The 18,618-nt window shown below is 57.3% G+C and carries 11 protein-coding genes; 7 read left to right on the top strand and 4 right to left on the bottom strand.

All coding sequences use genetic code 11. The features are described from left to right. Positions 1-85: 85 nt before the first annotated feature. The 7 genes from QEN43_RS14090 (at position 86) to QEN43_RS14060 (ending at position 9,313) form a co-directional block, all read left to right on the top strand. Positions 86-3,172, top strand: coding sequence for a cation-translocating P-type ATPase (locus tag QEN43_RS14090; RefSeq protein ID WP_156912941.1), 3,087 nt, complete (start codon positions 86-88; stop codon positions 3,170-3,172). A 2-nt stretch (positions 3,173-3,174) separates the two neighbouring features. Continuing rightward, positions 3,175-4,362 carry a methionine adenosyltransferase gene (gene metK / locus QEN43_RS14085; protein ID WP_026610942.1) on the top strand — a complete coding sequence of 396 codons (1,188 nt, stop codon included), beginning with the start codon at positions 3,175-3,177 and terminating at the stop codon, positions 4,360-4,362. A gap of 571 nt (positions 4,363-4,933) precedes the next feature. Further along, positions 4,934-5,149 carry a YezD family protein gene (locus QEN43_RS14080; protein ID WP_036269078.1) on the top strand — a complete coding sequence of 72 codons (216 nt, stop codon included), beginning with the start codon at positions 4,934-4,936 and terminating at the stop codon, positions 5,147-5,149. Positions 5,150-5,418: 269 nt separating this feature from the next. Further along, positions 5,419-5,673, top strand: coding sequence for a hypothetical protein (locus QEN43_RS14075; RefSeq protein WP_026610943.1), 255 nt, complete (start codon positions 5,419-5,421; stop codon positions 5,671-5,673). 79 nt (positions 5,674-5,752) lie between these two features. Next, positions 5,753-7,213 carry an alginate export family protein gene (locus tag QEN43_RS14070; RefSeq protein WP_317963337.1) on the top strand — a complete coding sequence of 487 codons (1,461 nt, stop codon included), beginning with the start codon at positions 5,753-5,755 and terminating at the stop codon, positions 7,211-7,213. A 58-nt stretch (positions 7,214-7,271) separates the two neighbouring features. Continuing rightward, a complete protein-coding gene (locus QEN43_RS14065; protein WP_317963336.1) occupies positions 7,272-8,291 on the top strand; it encodes a sulfate ABC transporter substrate-binding protein in 1,020 nt (339 codons plus the stop codon). Between the two features lie 164 nt (positions 8,292-8,455). Then, the gene (locus QEN43_RS14060; RefSeq protein WP_026610946.1) at positions 8,456-9,313 is read left to right on the top strand and encodes an EAL domain-containing protein; all 858 of its coding nucleotides are present in this window, start codon (positions 8,456-8,458) and stop codon (positions 9,311-9,313) included. Between the two features lie 223 nt (positions 9,314-9,536). On the opposite strand, the gene QEN43_RS14055 is transcribed toward QEN43_RS14060, so the two are convergent. The 4 genes from QEN43_RS14055 to QEN43_RS14040 form a co-directional block, all read right to left on the bottom strand. Further along, positions 9,537-10,364 carry a hypothetical protein gene (locus QEN43_RS14055; protein WP_317963335.1) on the bottom strand — a complete coding sequence of 276 codons (828 nt, stop codon included), beginning with the start codon at positions 10,362-10,364 and terminating at the stop codon, positions 9,537-9,539. 80 nt (positions 10,365-10,444) lie between these two features. Then, complete coding sequence (locus QEN43_RS14050) at positions 10,445-14,500, bottom strand: tetratricopeptide repeat protein (RefSeq protein WP_317963334.1); 4,056 nt, start codon at positions 14,498-14,500, stop codon at positions 10,445-10,447. A 719-nt stretch (positions 14,501-15,219) separates the two neighbouring features. Then, positions 15,220-17,163, bottom strand: coding sequence for a polysaccharide deacetylase family protein (locus QEN43_RS14045; protein WP_026610949.1), 1,944 nt, complete (start codon positions 17,161-17,163; stop codon positions 15,220-15,222). Then, a complete protein-coding gene (locus tag QEN43_RS14040; protein ID WP_317963333.1) occupies positions 17,148-18,482 on the bottom strand; it encodes a glycosyltransferase in 1,335 nt (444 codons plus the stop codon). The genes QEN43_RS14045 and QEN43_RS14040 overlap by 16 nt, the downstream gene beginning before the upstream one ends. Positions 18,483-18,618: the final 136 nt, after the last annotated feature.

Below are 18,618 nucleotides of genomic sequence, written 5' to 3'. Positions count from 1 at the left end.
GTCAGGTCAAACATCCCGCCGCTGAACGATTTTTCCGATGAAAGACAGGCTCGATCGCAGCGCCCGCCGACCGGATTCGTCGTCCATGTCGAACCCTTCCCGCTCCATGCTGGTCACCCTTGCTCATTACGGCGCCCCCGGACGCATCCGAGTCAAAATCCGCGGACTCTACCGATCGGAAATCTTGAAGGCGGCGCTCGAAGAGCTTCCGAGCAGGAACCGGTGGCTGGAATCGGTAAGCGCTAATCCGCTTACCGGCAACGCCTTGATTCGATTCACGCCGGATCGGCCGATCGCCCACATTATCGACGAACTGGAACAGTGGGTCCGAACACATTGGAAGCCGAGAACCGCTGCGCTCAAACCCCAGGCGAAAGCGCGAACCCAGGGTTCTTGGAACTCCAATACTGTCAACGTTGACTTTTTCAAAGGCCAGAAAGCCGCATTCGAAAGGCCGACACTACAACTGGTCGAAAACCCGGACGTCAAAGCCACCTCTCACAGGCCAATCTGGCACTCGATTAAAGCCGAAGAGGCGCTGACGACCTTTGGTTCCGGGCATGACGGTTTGACTGCCAAGGTCGCCGCGGCGCGCCTGCGCCGCTACGGTCCGAATACCTTGATCGAGCAAAAGCCGCGCTCGGCTATGGCGATGCTTGCGGGACAGTTCATGAGTCCGCCGGTCGCACTGCTCGGGGTTTCGGCGGCAATTTCGATCGCGACTGGCGGGATAGCAGACGCTTTAGCCATCTTGAGTGTCGTATTAATCAACGCAGGAGTCGGCTATTTCACCGAAAGCGAAGCGGAAAAGATCATCAGTTCGCTGGCCACCCTGACGCCGACCCGCACCATGGTCATTCGCGAAGGGAAAAAAACCGACATTGCAGTCGAACATGTCGTACCAGGCGATATTCTTGTACTCGAGCCGGGCTCCTTTGTAGCGGCGGACGCGCGCTTGATCGCGAGCAACCGATTGACGGTCGACGAATCCGCTCTAACGGGAGAAAGCCTCCCGGTCAGCAAACACCATAACGACCTCGCTGCGGCAGATACGCCTCTGGCCGACCGCAAGAATATGGTCCACCGAGGCACCGTAGTCACCGGCGGCAACGGAAAAGCCGTGGCGGTATCGACGGGACGCCACACCGAAATCGGTGTGATCCAATCCCTGGTCGGAACCGTCAAGCCACCGCAAACCCCTTTGCAGCGTCAACTAAGCCGTATGGGAACCCAACTCGCGCTTGTCTCGGGCGGCATCTGTGCGGCGATGTTCGGCCTTGGTCTGCTACGCGGGTTTACCGCGCTGCAAATGCTGAAGTCCTCGATCTCCCTGGCGGTCGCCGCTGTTCCCGAAGGTTTGCCGGCGGTCGCGACCACTACGCTCGCTTTAGGGATACGGCGCATGCAAAGGCGAAAGGTCCTTGTCCGTCAGCTGCCCGCCGTGGAGACGCTCGGGTCGGTGCGGACGCTTTGTCTCGACAAGACCGGTACGCTTACCGAAAACCGGATGCGAGCCGTCAGCATCGAAACGCCCGAATGCTCCGTCACTCGAACGAACGGCAGCTTGCTCATGAATGGAGAACCGTTCGCCCTTGCAGAGCAGAAAGACCTCGAGCGCCTACTTCAGGTCGTCAGTCTTTGCAGCGAGGTTAGGCTGGTTGAGAACGGAAACGGGCTCCAGCTCGATGGGACCCCCACGGAATCGGCATTGGTGGAGATCGCGATGGATGCCGGGGAGAACATCAAAGCCCTGCGGGCACGGCATCCGCTCGTAAAGACGGTATACCGGGCGGAGGATCGACCGTACATGGTCACGGTGCACAAGGATCCCGACGGCACACATCTGGTCGCGGTTAAGGGGAGTCCCGCGGATGTCCTTGGTTTGTGTACACACAGGCTGCGCAACGGCGAGTGCATTGAACTCGACGAAACCGCGCGTGCGGCGATCATGGCGCAGAACGAACGCTTGGCCGGCCACGCCTTGCGAGTGCTGGGCGTCGCCTTCGGTTATTCTCAAGACATCAGCACTGCATCCGTAACCCAAAACCTGGTCTGGCTGGGTTTGATCGGAATGGAAGATTCCGTTCGCCCTGCGATGGCTGAGCTGATGGCCAAATTCCACGATGCCGGAATCAATACCGTAATGATCACCGGCGATCAGAGCGCCACGGCCTTCTCGGTTGCCAAACGTTTGCGACTGAACGGCGACAAAGCCCTCGAAATCATTGATTCCGCCAGTCTGGACACGCTCGACCCGGATCTGCTTGCGGGCATCGTCAGCGATACGACGGTATTCGCGCGGGTCAGCCCGGCGCACAAGCTTCGTATCGTCCAGGCGCTCCAGAAAGCCGGACACGTGGTCGCAATGACCGGTGACGGCATCAATGACGGCCCGGCGCTGAAAGCGGCCGACATCGGCGTCACGCTCGGCGGACAGGGCACCGATGTGGCGAGGTCGGTCGCCGATATCGTGCTGGAGGACGACAATCTGCACACCATGATCGCTGCGGTGGAACAGGGGCGGACGATTTACCTGAATATCCGAAAAAGCCTGCGCTTTCTGCTCTCCAGCAATTTGAGCGAAGTCGAGGTCATGCTGATCGGCACGGCGCTGGGCGCAGGCGAAGTACTCAATCCCATCCAGCTGCTATGGATCAACCTGTTGACCGATATCCTACCGGGCCTCGGATTAGCGCTGGAGCCGCCGGAACTGAATGTGCTGAAGCAGACTCCTCGCAGTCTGACTGAACCTATCATCCGGCGCGCCGATGCCGTCAGGCTGATGCGCGAATCCTTGCTGATCTCCGGTAGCGCGATGGCGGTTTATGGCTACAGCATCAGTCGCTATGGTCTGGGTCCCAAGGCGGGCACTAATACTTTTATGGCTCTCACGCTCGGGCAGTTACTGCACGCGATTAGTTGCCGGTCCGAGCGTACCAGTGTGTTCGACCGGGAGAAACGGCCGACGAATCGATTGTTGAATGCGGGGCTGCTGGGTTCGGCCGCTCTTCAGGTCGGTGCGGCCTTTCTACCCCCCTTGCGCACGCTGCTTCGACTGACTCCCATCAGCGCCCGCGACTGGATCGCGATTGCGGCTGGCGCGACGACGCCATTTTTGATCAACGAAGGAGCTAAGCGGCTTAAGTCCGGATTGCATCGGAAGGAGCGATGATTATGAAAAAGACCTTTTTGTTTACCTCCGAATCGGTGACCGAGGGTCATCCCGACCGGCTCTGCGACACCGTCAGCGATGCCATAGTCGATCGTTTTCTCCAGCAAGACCCTTACTCTCACATCGTAACCGAATGCGCCTTATCGAAAGGAATCGTGTTCGTCGCGGCACGCTTCGCCTCGAAAGCGACTGTGGACATTCCGGAGATAGCGCGACAGGTCGTGGGCGCGGTCGGTTATCGCAAGGAGGACTTCAACGCCGCCGAATGCACCGTGGTTACGAGCCTCATCGCCCAGTCTCTCGATCAACGATACGAATGGGACGAAAGGGAACTGACCGACAGGGAACTCGACCGGATCACCGTCCGCAATCAAACCACCCAGTTCGGGTTCGCCTGCAATCAAACGGCCGAACTGATGCCGTTTCCTATTACCATGGCCAACCGTTTAGCTCGACAACTCACTCTCGCGCGTGAAAACAAAACCGTTGCCTATTTATCGCCAGACTGTACTACCCAGGTCGGCGTAGAATTCGAAAACCGCAAGCCGAACCGGATTCATAGCATCACCCTGATCGCAGGACCTCAGGCAGGCTCTCACGTTGACGCCGTCCAGCTTCGCTCCGATCTCCTCGCTCACGTTGTGGATCCCGCCTTTGCCGACCAGACGATCCGACCGGACGATCGGACTGACATCTTCATCAACCCACGAGGCGCTTTTCCGAAAAGCGGACCCGCGGCCCACTCCGGCATGACCGGGCGAAAGACCGCGAGCGACACTTATGGGGGCTACGCGCGGCACTCAGGGTCCGCCCTGTCCGGCAAAGGCCCTTGCCGCATCGACCGCGTCGGCGCCTATGTCGCGCGCTATGCTGCCAAAAATGTGGTAGCGGCCGGGCTTGCGGAGGAATGCGAATTGCAATTGAGTTACACCATAGGACAGGCCCGGCCGGTCAGCATTCAAGTGTCGACCTTCGGCACGGGCCAAATCGACGAGAACACGATCAAGAGGAGGCTCGAGGACTGCGTCGATTTCCGCTTGGGCGCGATCATCCGGAAGTTCGAACTTCGCTACCTGCCTTCGAAATACAAGGGGGCGTTCTACCAAATGCTGCCCGCCCATGGACACCTGGGGACCTCATTTACAGAATTACCATGGGAGCGAACTGATCTCTCAGCCCAGCTCCGCTGAGCGCCCACGGGCTAAGAATCACGTTCTCGGCGTACAACAACAGCGTCAATGGAAGTACCTGCCGAGGCATCGACATTATCGAGCGAAAGTCCGCGTTCTTTTTGAGAGCTCGATATTAGTTGGATGCCAAAACCAACGACAAACGGACCTGACAAAAACGGAAATGTCTCAAGCCTTTAAGATGCGGACAGCCCCGCATGGTCCCGATTTATAAACGGGAACCCATCCAAGAACTCGTGAAACAGGGCGGCGAGATAAAGGAGCGTCAAAACACATGATCGTCCCCAGTGTTTGTCCATTTTCCAAGAATACCCGTCCCTGCCCCCCATTTGACTAGCCCGTTTTTGCCTTTCGGGAATTTGCCGTCACTGTGACGGGAACAGCTGTTTTATTACTTTTTGTTATTTTATTCTTATTTTTTATTCTTTTTGGTTTTTACGATCATTGCTAACATGCCTCCAACGCGATTCAAGGGCACGGACAGATTCTTCTCTCGATTTCGAATTGCGCCGCCCGAGCCCGGAACCGGAGAAATTAAAGAGTCACAGGAATACTAGGCAAGGCATGCGCTATGTCGCTCAAAAATCGTTTGCCGCATCAAACTCCAGAAACATGGCTGACAGTGCAAAAGATACTGGAAGCCCTGCACGGTCTTCGTTTTGGCGGGGTCGAAATCGTCGTGCACGATGGACGCATCGTCCAAATCGAGCGGAAGGAAAAGCTGCGGCTGAATATCCCCTGTCCTAACGAAACTGCAGAGTCCGTCAAGCTCGACGACGTGATTTAGAGCCTATCTCAATAGGCCGTTCACATTGAGCTTGTCAAAGGATTTCTTAACCCCATCGGGATAGGCTCTTAATCGCTCGCATTCTTTCGTCAGCGTGCCCCTGAAATGAGCGCGCTGTCGAGCTTTAAAACACGGCCTACCGGACCTCCGGAGGTTATAAGAAGAGTAGCCGTGAACCGACCGGACCACCGGAAGTTCTCGCATCGCGGAAGACCGGCAACGACATCGACCGTTGTCGGGGCCATGCCGTATTACGTGAGGACAACAGCATGCAAGAGCCACATTTCAAATTCGCCATTGCCCTATTCGGGCTAGGCGTGTCCGTGCTTCATTCGGAGCATTCACATGCCATCAGCCGCATGAAAGCTCCTTTCGATCCACTTCGAGAACGATGGCTGGAATATCGCCACAGTCACCCCGGGATGAACGGAAACCGAACCCAGTCGACGCCGTCGGCGGCCGAGGCGAAACGAAAACCGTCCACTTCGGTGCCGGCGGGCGGTTCGGTCAAACCGTTGAGGTAGCACCCGTTATGGCAAATAAGAATTAAAAGGTAAAAAAATGAAGCCACGTTTTTCGAAGACTTTGCAAGGTTCGATCCTTGTGAGCCAGCTGTTGGGGATGCCGAGCTTGGCCATTGCCGAAGACTACTATCGCCCAACTCGCGCCTACCGGGCTGAACCGCACTACGAACCGCCCCGCTACGTGCGCAATCTGAGCAAAACTCAGTTCAAGGAATTCCGCGACATCACGTGGTTGAACGTCGGACTCGACTTCCGCGCCCGGTACGAGTACCGCGAAAACGATTTCCGGCCCTGGACGGACACGTCATCGGGAACTGCGGTCCGACGATATCGCCCGGATCCCGACAACATCTGGCTGTTGAGAACTCGTGCCTATCTGGGCATTCAGGACATCCTCGATCCCTTCCGCTTCGCCGTGGAATATGAAGATGCGCGCAGCTACAACAGCCTGTATGAACGGGATAACGGCACGACCAACGAGTTCGAGCTGATCCAGGGGTATGCGGAGCTGTATTTTCGTAACGCGCTGGGCGAAGACCGTCCTTTGAGCATTCGCGCCGGGCGCATGAGTCTCGAGTTGCTGGACCGAAGGTTGATCGGCAACAACCAGTTCCGCAACACGACCAACAACTTCGAAGGTTTTCGGGTCAGCTTCGGGAAGCGGCAAAACGATTGGGATCTGGACACCTTCGCATTGCAGCCGGTCGAGCGTTTGAAATACGAGTTCGACCGCCCCGACGAAAAAACATGGATCTACGGCGGCGTGCTCAGCATCCGGCGGTGGTCGGATTTCATCACGGTTCAGCCCTATTTCCTCGGACGCAAGCAGAACGGCGATCTCGCCGCCGGCCTGACCGACCGCGACATTTACGCGCCCGGTTTGCGCGTCTACGGCTTTTTCGGCAAAACCGGCTTCGATTTCGACGCCGACATCAACAAGCAATTCGGCCGTTCCGGGCAAATCCGCACGGTGCAAGGAAGCCGCGTGCAGGCCAATCTCCAGCATGATGCCCTGGCCTACTCGCTGGAACTCGGCTACACCTTCGATCACGCCTGGAAACCAAGAGTCAGCGCCTACTACGGCTACGGCACCGGTGACAGGGGACAGACAGACGGCAGAAACGAACGCTTCGATATCTTTTACGGCTTCAACCAGCCCTGGTCGCGCAGCGACTATTTCTCCTGGGACAACATCCATGCGCCCAAAGCGAGATTGCAGTTTTCACCGTTCAGGGATGTTCGCGTCGAGACCGGCTACAACGCGTATTGGCTGCAGAGTGAAACGGACGCATGGAACCGCGCCAACCTGCGCGACCCCACGGGTCGAAGCGGTAGCTTCCTGGGCCATGAGTTCGACATCCGTTTCGTGCACAAACTCAACCCTTACATGGATTGGAGTCTGAGCTACGCCCGTTTCACGCCGGGCGATTTCACCAAGGACGTGGGCAAGAGAATGGGCGCCTTCACCTCGGAGCCCAGCAACTTCTTTTATTTCGAGGTCAACCTGAACGCCTTCGGCGATGGCAACCCGAAGCTCTGATTTCAGAATGGCCCTAACCTGATCACATTCACTCATCGTTTATCAAGGAACATATTCCATGACATTCAGAACCATAAAAAAGACCTTAAGTACGATCCTCCTCGGCACGGCACTGGCCGCGTCCACCGCAACCGAAGCCGCCGATGTCAGCCTACTCAACGTCTCGTACGACCCCACCCGTGAGTTCTACGAAGAATACAACGCGGCCTTCACCAAATACTGGCGCGAAAAAACCGGGGACACGGTTACCGTCAAGCAATCCCACGGCGGCGCCGGTAAACAAGCCCGTGCCGTGGTCGATGGCCTGGAAGCCGACGTAGTAACCCTGGCGCTTTCTTTCGACGTCGATCAGCTGCACAGCAAGGCCAAACTGATTCCGGAAAACTGGCAGTCACGCTTGCCGCATAACAGCGCTCCCTACACCTCCACCATGGTGTTCCTGGTGCGCAAGGGAAACCCCAAAAACATCAAGGACTGGGACGATCTGATCAAACCCGGCGTCTCCGTCATCACGCCCAACCCCAAAACGTCCGGTGGAGCCCGCTACAACTATCTCGCCGCCTGGGGCTATGCCTTGAAGAAATACGGTAGCGAAGACGCCGCCAAAGACTTCGTCAAAAAGCTCTATCAAAACACGGCCGTGCTCGACACCGGCGCACGCGGCTCCACGATCACCTTCGCAGAGCGGGAAATCGGCGATGTGCTGATCACCTGGGAAAACGAAGCGTACCTGACGCTGAAGGAATATGGCGAGGACAAATTCGAAATCGTCGCCCCCTCGATCAGCATCCTGGCGGAACCTCCGGTGACCTGGGTCGACAAGGTGGTCAAAAAACATGGTACCGAAGAACTCGCCAAGGCGTATCTGGAATACCTTTACAGCCCGGAGGGACAGGAGATCGCGGCGAAAAACCATTACCGGCCGCGCGACCCGGAAGTGCTGGCGAAATATAAGGACCAATTCAAGGAACTCGAACTCTTCACGATCGATGAAGTTTTCGGCGGCTGGCCCAAGGCGCAGAGCACGCACTTCGCCGACGGTGGCGTGTTCGATCAGATTTACGAGCCGGGACGCTAAAGGGTTTACGGCTTGAACTAGCCGTAGGTCGGCAATTCTTTGTCGACACCAGCGTCGGGAAAGGATTCCCGAGCGACTCGCTGAGCTTCCTCGCCTTGAATCCGCCGGCAGACCGGGATCGTCCGCCCTCCCCTGTGGCCATTTTCTAACTAAGGAGTAAACTCATGCCGCTGCAACAGCTCGTCGAGTATTTCAATCAGCGCTTCACCGAGGCGCAAGGCTTCAAGGAACCCCCGCTGCGGCTGAATGGCACGCGGGTCGAAGGACGTTTCGGAAACTATCGTATCGGCAGCATTCTCCAACCGGTACGTCTGGCCGCGTCGCTACCGATCGTAATCGGCCACGACGCGTCCTCGTTCATACCGGACGTGCCGACCGAATCGAATCCGGCGCCCCCGATATCGGCCTCCGATGCATCCGAAGACATCGTCAACCTCGATCGTCTAACCCGCACGGTCCACATGCTCAATTACCTGCCGGTTTCCCACAACGACGGGCACTTGTTCCTCCACGTGCACCCACGTCACGTGCTCGCCGTAAAAAAGGATCACGGCGCCTATTTCGAGGAAATCATCCGACGCTGCGGCCTCTCGACCCGCCGCGTAGTCATCACGCTGCAGGTCAGTCCGGTCTACGACCGCCATCTGGTTCTGCTGCTCGAGCGGCTTCGAAATTATCGCGATCGCGGTTACTCGACGGCGATCAAGTTTGACGACCGCGCAGGTGTGGGCTTCCTCGAACGGTATTGTATCGAATTCCTATACCGGTTCACGCCTGATTTCGTCCGGTTCGAAACGAGGTTTTTCCCAAGGCTGACCCGCGACGCCGCAAATTACCGTCGCCGTTCCTCGCTGCTGATCGCCATTCGCCGCCTGGATACTCAATTGATGATCGAGGGCATCCACAGTGAAGCAGATGCCGAACTGGCCAAGCTACTGCAAGCCGACCTGGTCAAGGGAAGTTACTACGAGCGGCACGCCGTTCGCACACCGAAACCCAGCCTGGCCGATTGCGTCGATTAAACAGATTTCCGGGGGTAAGAGCGAGCGCGTTGGTACGTTCAGGGACGCCTGATAGGCGGATAAATTCACCCTTGTGCCATAAAGGGCGATCGAGAATGTCTTGACGAGGTAAATGGATTCATGGAGTTGCAGACCCGTAGTCCCTTGCCGACGAAGACGTTCGGCCAGGGACTGGCGATGCCTGACTGACTCGCGAGCACCGTACAGTCGGTACGAAAACGCCTTAGCGCCCGGAGTCGCCAGCCGGGGTGTTTTCAATCGCCTCGTAGTCCTTGAAGCGAATATCCATGAAGTCGGTACGGATACCGGCATAGCCTTCCTTCAATAACGGAGCGCCCGCAGTGCTCGTATCCTCAGCCTCAAGTACCTTCGTCCAACCCGGCCCAAGCAGGTCGTCCTTAAGGTAAAGCGCAATGACGACCTTGCCGTCAGACCCGTCCGATATGGCCGTTCTCATGCCAATCCATTGATGGGTGGGAATGAGGTTAGGTTTGGATGCACGGTCATACGCTCCGTGGTATATCGGGACCGAGTTCAGCGTGGAGTATTGCCCGTTGAGCTTCTTCTTGATGACCGCATGGCCATCGACGCGTATTCCGGCGTAATACAAATTATTGCCGTCCCGATATCGATGAAAGAACAATACCCCGTTGGATTCGTTCCTATTCGGGCTGTCCGAAAGGTTGATCCGTTCGATATTGAAATAGACTTGTTGGGTAAAGTTCTTGAATTTAGATCGCGTGACTAAACGCAAGAGATTTTGCGGATGATATCCGCCGTCAGTATCGACGGGATTGGTCGTGGCATAAAGCAAGCGCCATCGGTCCTGGCCAGCGAGTTCCCCCTGAACGGTCATTCCTATACCGCCCGAGCGGTGAAAATAAGCGCCGGAGTTTACCCACCAATCCTTGTCGTTGCTTTCGCTCATGCGGGCAGCTTCGTAAACCGTGCCGTCGCCGCCGAATCCCTTCAGAAGACCGGCGGCCTGAGGCGCCGACATCGTGACGAGCGCTGCAATGAGCACGGTCAACGGTCCAAATAAGTTTCCCATTTCCATGGATAATCCACCTTGCTGCCGTTTACTCTTGAATCCGAAAACAAATCCTTCGGTTGCCGTCGGCAAGATGACTGTCAAAACTCGACCAGAACGCCTGCGCCCGCGGTGAAGTTGGAATAGGTCGCCGCCTCGTATCTCGAAGCGCTGACGTACAGGCTGAAGTTGTCGGCGACCTTCCATTTGACCGTACCCCCCGCGCTAATCTGAAACCTGAAATCGGTATCCGTTTCCTTGCCTGCTCCGGGCGCGACCGTAACTTCTGTCGAGAGACCCTTGCCGAACGCCGCTCTTAGTGTGACGGGCACCATCAATCCGATGTAGTTATCGGGTGTCCAGAAGAGCGGATTCATCTTACGCGTATCGTCGAAAATGAACTGCGCTCCGATGCTGATCTCGGGTTCGTTCCAAAACCGGTTTTGAATCAGGACTTCGGTGCGGTTGCGCTCATTGTTGTCGTCGTAATAGGAGAAGAACATATGGCTGGCCGACAGACTGAGCGTATCCCAAGCTCTGAGCTTGAAGCCGCCCAATGCCCTGAAAAAAGTAAGATGGTCGGCAATGGCGCCCGCGGTGTCGACATAGCCGTGATCGACCCCGACCGAGAAATCGAGATCATCGCCGACGCCGGCATTGAAACGTATCGACCCCAGCGGGAATGTCGGGGAGGATTCCGGAGCGCCGGCAGGTGATGATTGGCTTGAGAAGTCGGCAACGCCGGCGGACACTGTTACGGCCGAACGCGGGTTCAGATCGCTCAGGTCGTATCTCAACTGCCCTTCGAACTGGTGTCCGGCGGTCTGAAAGTGCGTTTTCATCGGCCCGCTGGCGCCGGCAGGTCTCAGATCGACCTTCTGATCGAAATCGATGTATTTGTAGTAACCCCAGAAGGAAAGCTTGTCCGAAATGCCATAAGACACGGACGGACCGATGCTGAAAAACGAGCGGTTCTCGTTATCGTCAAAATAAAACCCCTCGATCTCCATGACGGGCCGAAGGCGCCGGTCGAGCTCGGCAAGTTCGTGGGTGATCTGCGGATCGTTCGGGCTAAGGGCCATGGCTTTCTGGAATCGGTCCCGGGCACCGGCGTAATCTCCGCTCGCTCTGAGCACCTTTCCTGTCGCGACAAGGAATTCCGCATCCTCCATCGCGCCTTCCTGCTCCAATTTGTCGAGGATCGCCAGGGCTTTCGAATGGTGACCCGCACTCGTATAGAGCATCGCCAGGGTGGTGGACGTCGATATCATCGGGTCGACAGCCTTCAACTGCCTGACCAGATCCGATCCGGTGTACTCGCGTGGAACCTCGAACCGCGGGAGGTAGTATCTGGGAGAATTCCGGGTCACGAGATGGTCGTTCTCCACGTGAAAGGCCATCCGGAAATATTTTTGCACCGTCTCGTGATTCAGCTTGAAAGCGGCCGGTTCGTTCGACAGCGATTTGTGCCCTTGATCGCTGAAGGGATAAGCGAAGGCGATGATCTCCGCGCCGGGTACTTCGCGCCTTAGAACCTCCAGACAATTACGATAATCGGCGTCGATTCGAGCAGCGTATTCCTCGGAAGTCTCCTGCCGCCCCTGTTCTTCGAGCCAGAGACGATTGACCAGGAATCGTCCCATATGGCCTTCCTTGTCGACAGGAACATAGTGCTGTCCTTCTGTGCTGTGGCACTGCATGTCCCAGCGCCCGGTAGCGAAATAGCGCCTGATTTCCGACCAGACTACCGTATACGCACCACGCGTCGCGACATCAGCCACCGGCACGAACATCGTTGCCTTGAACCCGGTTTCCGCAAGCACCGGATCGGCGTTCCTGAAACTGTCCGCGCGAGCGTCGTCGAACGTGATCAGAATCGGTTTAGGGGGCAGATCGACGTTTTTGCCTTCGAGAAAATCGAGCAGCTGTCTCATGGTGATGGATTGGTAGCCCTCCTTCTTGAGGGCGTACATCTGCTCCCGGAACTTCTTCAGCGGCATCGTATCCTGGCGGTCCGAAACGGTGACGCCGTGATAGAGAAGAACGGGAATGCTCGGTGATCCGGCGCCGTCATACAGCTGATTCAGCATCCGAAACGCGCGGCCGCTGTCGCCGTGATAAAACGACAGCTTCGCGATATTCTGCTTCAAGGCTGTGTTGGCCGGATACAATGCTTCCATCGCTTCAAGCATGTCGCGTGCTGCGGCGTAGTCCCCTTGCTCCGAATACACGTCGGCCAATTGTTGAAGGACATGAGCGGAGTTCGGGTATTTCGCGCGGAGCTGCTCCGCCAGTTCGATGGCCTCGGAAGCGCGTCCCTGCAGACGCTTGCCCTCGACGATTTGCACGGGGCCTTCGCTCTTGATCGGATCCAGCTCGGCAGCGCGCTCGAATTCCTTGAGGGCGGAAGCGTAATGGATGGCCGCAGCTTCTGGCTTACCTTCTTTGGCGAGACGCTCCGCTAGGTCAAGGTGCAGTTCGCCGAGTCTGACCAGTTGTTCCGGCGACGGCGCGACAGCCATCAGCCGCTCGAGCCAGCGAATACCGTTCTCGATATCTCCCGCAAAAACCGCATCATCCGCGAGCAATTGGATGGCCCTCACATTCTCCGGCTCGCGATCAAGGACTTGCCTCGCAAGTCCTGTTGCGTCCTCATGACGTCCCGCCCAATGGAGAAGCTGGGCCAGCCTCATTTTCCAAAGGCTGTCTTCGGGATGCTTCTGCACGAGGATGCTCCATTCCCGTTCCGCCTGGTCCCAATCGGCAAGCGCGGTGTAGTGCTCGGCGAGCCTCGCACGCGCGATATCCTTGTCGGGATGGGCCGCGAGAAAGCGTTTGAGCACATCTACAGCCTCATCGTATCGATGTTCGTTCCAATAGGCGTGAGCCAGGCCCAGCGTGGTCAAGTAATCGTCCGGCTGCTGTTGCAGACTCCGTTTCAGATGGTCGATCGCCTCCTCGTTTTTCCCGAGATCGGCCAAGATCGTCCCCAAGCGACGTAAGTTTTCGGGCGTCGGATTGGCGGCGACCAGTGACCGCAGAACAGCTTCCGCCTCGCTGAGATTCCCGGTGACGGCCAGATTATCGGCCAGCGCCAATCGGGCTTTCACGCTACCGGGAAAGCGATCCAGAAGCGCTCGGATCTCCCGCTCAGCCGCTCGGTAATCTTTTTGCGCCGAGAAGACTCGTGCCCGGCCGAGACGCGCCGCCTCATCGTCCGGCGCTTTTCGCAAAACCAACGCGTAATGATCCAGAGCCCGACCCCAGAGCTGGTCCTGCTCGCTCGCCCGGCCGATAGCCAAAAGGGTTGGCACATCGTCCGGAAAATCGCGCAAGAGGTCTTGCCAAATCTCGTAAGCTTCCTGATTCCGTCCTCGCTGCCGAAGCTTTGAGCCCAAATTCCGCCAGGCCGCGAGTAGCCCCTCATCTCGCCGCACCCGCAAGCATTTTCGGTAATAGCTGACCGCGTCCTGGTATCTGCCGAGCTCGCCCAGAACATGGGCCAGGCGGCGCAGGTTTTCCGGCACCGGATCCGCCTCCGTCAGCCGCCTCAAGATGCTTTCGACATCCTTGTACCGCTGTTGGCCTATCAAGGCATCGGCTAGCAGAGTATTCGCTTCCACGTCCGAGCTCGCATGCCTAAGCACCGCCCTGGCCTCCTGCTCGGCTGGTTTGTAATCCCGTTGAGCCAAAAAAATCCTCGCGCGTCCGCGGCGAGCCTGCTTGTCGTCCGGAATGATGCTCAATATCCGTGAATAACTATCGAGCGCCCGGCTCCAGTAGCCATCCCGCTCACTGGCCTTGGCCAGGGCCATAAGGATCGAAGTGTCGTCCGGAAAGGCGTTGGCGAGATTGGACCAGATTTCGTAGGCACGGTCTTTCTTGCCCAGAGCCCAAAGGCTCCAGGCAAGTCCCCGCCACGCCGACAGCGAACCTTTGTCTAGGGCGATCGCCCGCTCATACTCGCGGCGGGCATCCTCATACTTTTTTTTGGAATAGAACAGTTCGGCGCGGTTCAAGACGGTATCGACGGATTCGGAAGTCGGCTCCTCCGCGTTGACCGTTACCGCGAATACGAGAGCGATCAGGCTGGCCAATGCACGTTCCCGGATCCGGCTTGCGCCCGGCAAGCCGAGAAGACCATATTTCCCTAGCATGACACATTGACTCTATTGGTTTGAATTCTTAGCGAGCAATGGAGCCGGATCTGTCGCACAAGTACTGCGCCGACAGTACGCGGAGTAGAAAAACACCCGCAATCCGGCCACCGTCATCCGCTTTCGCCCATAGCGAAAGATCCTTGCGGATTCGTCAGCGTAGTTCCGGATATCGGTCTGTCTTAGACGCTGCGGTATTACGGGGCGGCCGCAAGAATCGGCTCGCGCCGCGGGCGGTACGATGACCGCACCGAAGACGCAAGTTCTCCCGCAGCACGCATACGCCGGAACGATGCACTTGCTGCACCGGCCCGTTGCGTGTCCGCCCGGTAGATGAGAATGGGTGAGGTGAGAAGGTACGAGATGTCGCGCCGAGGAAAGGAATTGCAGCTACGTTCGGCAGCCGTGCCGCCGGCAAATCGGAAACGGCCTGCCGTGTCCTATTACTCCTTGGCCGATATAAGGTTCGGACCGAAGTCTTCCCCAAAATTGTAATCCTTGTTATCCGTGAGCGTTTCATTATTTTGACCTCCTCTTCCCGGATAGCCGACGACTGCTACCCGCGTCCGTTCCTATCGACATCTCGCGTACCGACGAGTGTCTGTCTCGATTATAGACATACTTTGTCGACCGCTGTCCAATAAACAGATCGCTCCTCCCTAAGGTCAAATGATAAGCTGTCAGAAATCCTAGCCCTCCCACCCTTCCCTGGATCTCGGTCACGGTACGGACGCCATCGTATATTCGTCTACAGAGACGTTGGTTTGCCCGTCCTGCACCAGGATCAAGTTATCGTGGACGAAAGAGAACGTGTCCCGTTCCCAGTCGCCAATCAGGGTGACGGTCAATGTCTTGCCCTTCTCCGCCAAACGCGCACTGAGGCCAGCTAGGAAATCTTTCGACTGCTGATCTTCCACGTTCGCGGGTTTCATGACGACGTTCAGACCGTCGAACGCCGGATCATCCGCCCAGCTCAATGCTTTTTCGGTCAGCGCGACGGCATCAGAAGGCTGGATAGGATCCTCGAGAACCAAGGCCGGTTGGAACTTTAGCCGATGGTGGCGAGCGAAGATCTCTACGGCAAGGTCGCGATGCCGTGCCTCTTTGTAGGCGCCGCCCGCCCAAGCGAAATAGCTCGGGCTGAGCATGTACATCTCGTCGACCTCGCGGCGAAGTTTTGTCCAAACCGCCGCCTTGGGCATCGCAGACACGATGCCGTATTTCCGCGGCAACGGCTCCGCCTCGATTCGTTTCAGACGTATGGACGCACCGACGCCCGCCGCATCATCCCCGCGATCGTTCCAGACTGCGATCATCAATGAACCGTAGTGAGCGCCCTCGGGCACCTCGGCCGGCCGCGTCAACAGCCGATATCCGTTAACGAAGGCGAGCACTCGGGAGCCCACGACCCGCAACGACAAAGTCATTGCCCCCGTAGGCGCTTTCCGGCTGCCCAGCCGGTTGAAACTGCCGTCTCGGTTGCGCGCCTGGAGCAGAATTTCTCCCTCGGAAACTCCCAAACGGACGAACGGCTCGCCTTGCCGTTGCCGCAGGGATATCCAGAATTGGCCTCGTCCCTGGTCCTCGAGTTCCGCCTCTACACGGGCATCCCGCCAATGCGCGGTACCGGCGAGCGTTACCAGCGCCCCTTGCTCTCCCGGTTTGCTGGAGAGCCGGAGCATGCCGTCCTCGATCGCGATTTCGCCGCTGTCCACCATCCAGTCCGGCGCGGGTTGCGCGCTTTGGAAACGATCGATGAAAGGCTTGCGGCGAGGCGCCTGGATCTCGAGTTGAGAGACCAGATCGGATTCGCCCCAATCTCGCGCCACTCGAATTCGTCTGAAATCGAACGCGGGATCGTCTCGATAATTGGCCTTCCACGGCCCCGTCGCAAATCCGACGGCGAAAGACGCTGATTCCACAGCCTGGCGCCAGATCTCCGCACCATCGCGTCGCTCGAACTTCCAGGCGCGCGGACAATCCACCGATATGACGGCCCGGCCCAGCCGCCGCTCCAGCGCATCGCGCTCGCGCGCGAATCTCCGCGCCAGTGCTTCAGCGGAAGCAAGGTCTGCGATATCGGTATCTCGGCACCCGGACACACCCACTTCCCAGCGGCCGCTCTCGACCAACTGTTCGAGTCGGTGCCAGGAAACCATCTGGGTATTGCGGCGATCGAGCACGTTTGGATCCACGAACACGACCCCCGTCATGCCCAGGGACGCGAAAACCTCGTCCGCGGTTTCCATTGTTTCCCGGTGCGGTTCGTCAAACGTAAGCAGCAGCGGTTTTTCGGGAAGCATGGCCTCGTCGTCATGCCGCCAACGAACGATCTGGGAGAGTCCTACCGTGGAATAACCCGCCTTTTTCAGGGCTGCCATCTGAGCCCGGAACAAAGCTGGAGAAATCGCGAATTCGTGAGTGGAGCTAACCTTGCCGAAAGCCAGTGCAATAAAGGCTTCGTTTTCCCCGACCGCCCCGATCGAGGCTGGGGCAGGCAAGCGCGACTCGCCCGAGAGATATTCCGTGCCCCGCAGCGCAGCCAACACGGCCGCGAGGACCATCCACCACAGCAGATTTCGCCAGTGCGCTACCGGGCGAGCGTTGCCGGAAAGTTCGTTTGCAACATCCGTTTGCCCCGTAGCCATCATCGCGTCCCCCATCCGTTATTCCGCTGAGTGGCAATGGCATACGGCATCTGCCAGATCAAAAAGATCATGTAATAAAGCGTGAAATAAAGGCCGTATATCCAGTTTCTGTCAGATTTCCAGAAAAGGTAATAAGCGGAAAACATCATCCCTATCATGACCGTACCGAATAAGTACACGATCGGCGATATAAAATCGTCGTTGACAATCGGCAGCCAAACACACATACGGAGTATCAGGATGGGAGCCACAATGGGGAACAGAAACTGGGCGTAAAATGCGACGGCTGCAATCGGCGGTTTTTTCCACATAAACGTGGCGGCGATCAAAGTCTCGCGAAACCACGACTTTTTCCAGCGCAGTTGCTGCTTGAGAAATTTCCGGTGCCTTTCGGGGACTATCGTGGTGGCCACCGCGTCTGAGGAATAAATGATGCGATATTTGCGCAGCAGCATATTGGTCAAGCTGCGATCGTCTCCGAAAGTCGCACGGACCCCGAGAAAGCGCTGGTTGAGCCAGCGATCGAGGACTTCCATCACACACTCGCGACGGTAGGCGGAGAAACAACCGGGGCAGCAGGTAACGGTGCCGAATATGCTCTCTGCCGCTTTCATGACTCGGAACGCCACATAGTAGCGGGCCTGCTGCATCCGAGTGAGACCGTTTTTCGCGACGTTCGCGACCTCGGTATGGCCCGCAACCGCTGCGACCGTGGGATCCACAAAGCCCTGAACGATCTTTTTTATCCCGTCGCGCCGAATGAAACTGTCCGAGTCCACGTAAACCAGGATTTCACCAGTCGCCGCGCGAGCTCCCGCCGCCATCGCCTCGCGCTTGCCCCTGTTGCGCTCGAATGCCACCAGAGTGAGCTGCGGCCAGCGCTCCTGAGCGAGCCTGACCTCCCTCAACGTACCGTCGGTCGAGCCGTCGTCGACTACGATGACCTCAAATTTGTCGGCAGGGTAATCGATCGCGTAACAGCATTCCACGGTTCGATAAATCGCCTCTTCTTCGTTGTAGGCGGTAATAACAATACTAACCGTCGGTGAAATATCGGCGCTCTTTGGAGGTTTATAAAAGACCGAAAGTACGAATCTCGAAAAAATGAATAATGCCACTGCAATCGAATAAGCATTCACGATGGGCTGATACCAATAATCGGTGAAATTGTTCCAACGTATTCCCATGACGATAGCCATGCACAGTATGATCATCGTCAAAGCAATAATACGAATGAAGGTCCGCCTAACCCTGGCGGATTCCGGATTGGTCGGGTGCTGAATACTCTGGCCTGATAAGTCAGATAAAGGCAGGAAACAGTCCGTTGTAGACATTTGTTTTCTCCTTAAAACAGATGCGGATTTGGGTGAAATATGCCTACGCCTCGGATCTATCCGAGGTCAGACAAAACCCGATGGGAAAGTAGAGACAACCGCTCAACACGCTTCACTGGAGTCCAGCGATATCCCA

Origin of the sequence: Methylocaldum szegediense, assembly GCF_949769195.1 — a bacterium.
Taxonomy (GTDB): domain Bacteria; phylum Pseudomonadota; class Gammaproteobacteria; order Methylococcales; family Methylococcaceae; genus Methylocaldum; species Methylocaldum szegediense.
This window is presented reverse-complemented; position numbering and strand designations above follow the sequence as displayed.

Coding starts and splice junctions, on each gene's coding strand:
- QEN43_RS14040 (WP_317963333.1), bottom strand. CDS start 18,482: ATGTCTACAACGGACTGTTTCCTGCCTTTATCTGACTTATCAGGCCAG.
- QEN43_RS14045 (WP_026610949.1), bottom strand. CDS start 17,163: ATGGGGGACGCGATGATGGCTACGGGGCAAACGGATGTTGCAAACGAA.
- metK (WP_026610942.1), top strand. CDS start 3,175: ATGAAAAAGACCTTTTTGTTTACCTCCGAATCGGTGACCGAGGGTCAT.
- QEN43_RS14075 (WP_026610943.1), top strand. CDS start 5,419: ATGCAAGAGCCACATTTCAAATTCGCCATTGCCCTATTCGGGCTAGGC.
- QEN43_RS14080 (WP_036269078.1), top strand. CDS start 4,934: ATGTCGCTCAAAAATCGTTTGCCGCATCAAACTCCAGAAACATGGCTG.
- QEN43_RS14050 (WP_317963334.1), bottom strand. CDS start 14,500: ATGCTAGGGAAATATGGTCTTCTCGGCTTGCCGGGCGCAAGCCGGATC.
- QEN43_RS14060 (WP_026610946.1), top strand. CDS start 8,456: ATGCCGCTGCAACAGCTCGTCGAGTATTTCAATCAGCGCTTCACCGAG.
- QEN43_RS14065 (WP_317963336.1), top strand. CDS start 7,272: ATGACATTCAGAACCATAAAAAAGACCTTAAGTACGATCCTCCTCGGC.
- QEN43_RS14055 (WP_317963335.1), bottom strand. CDS start 10,364: ATGGGAAACTTATTTGGACCGTTGACCGTGCTCATTGCAGCGCTCGTC.
- QEN43_RS14090 (WP_156912941.1), top strand. CDS start 86: ATGTCGAACCCTTCCCGCTCCATGCTGGTCACCCTTGCTCATTACGGC.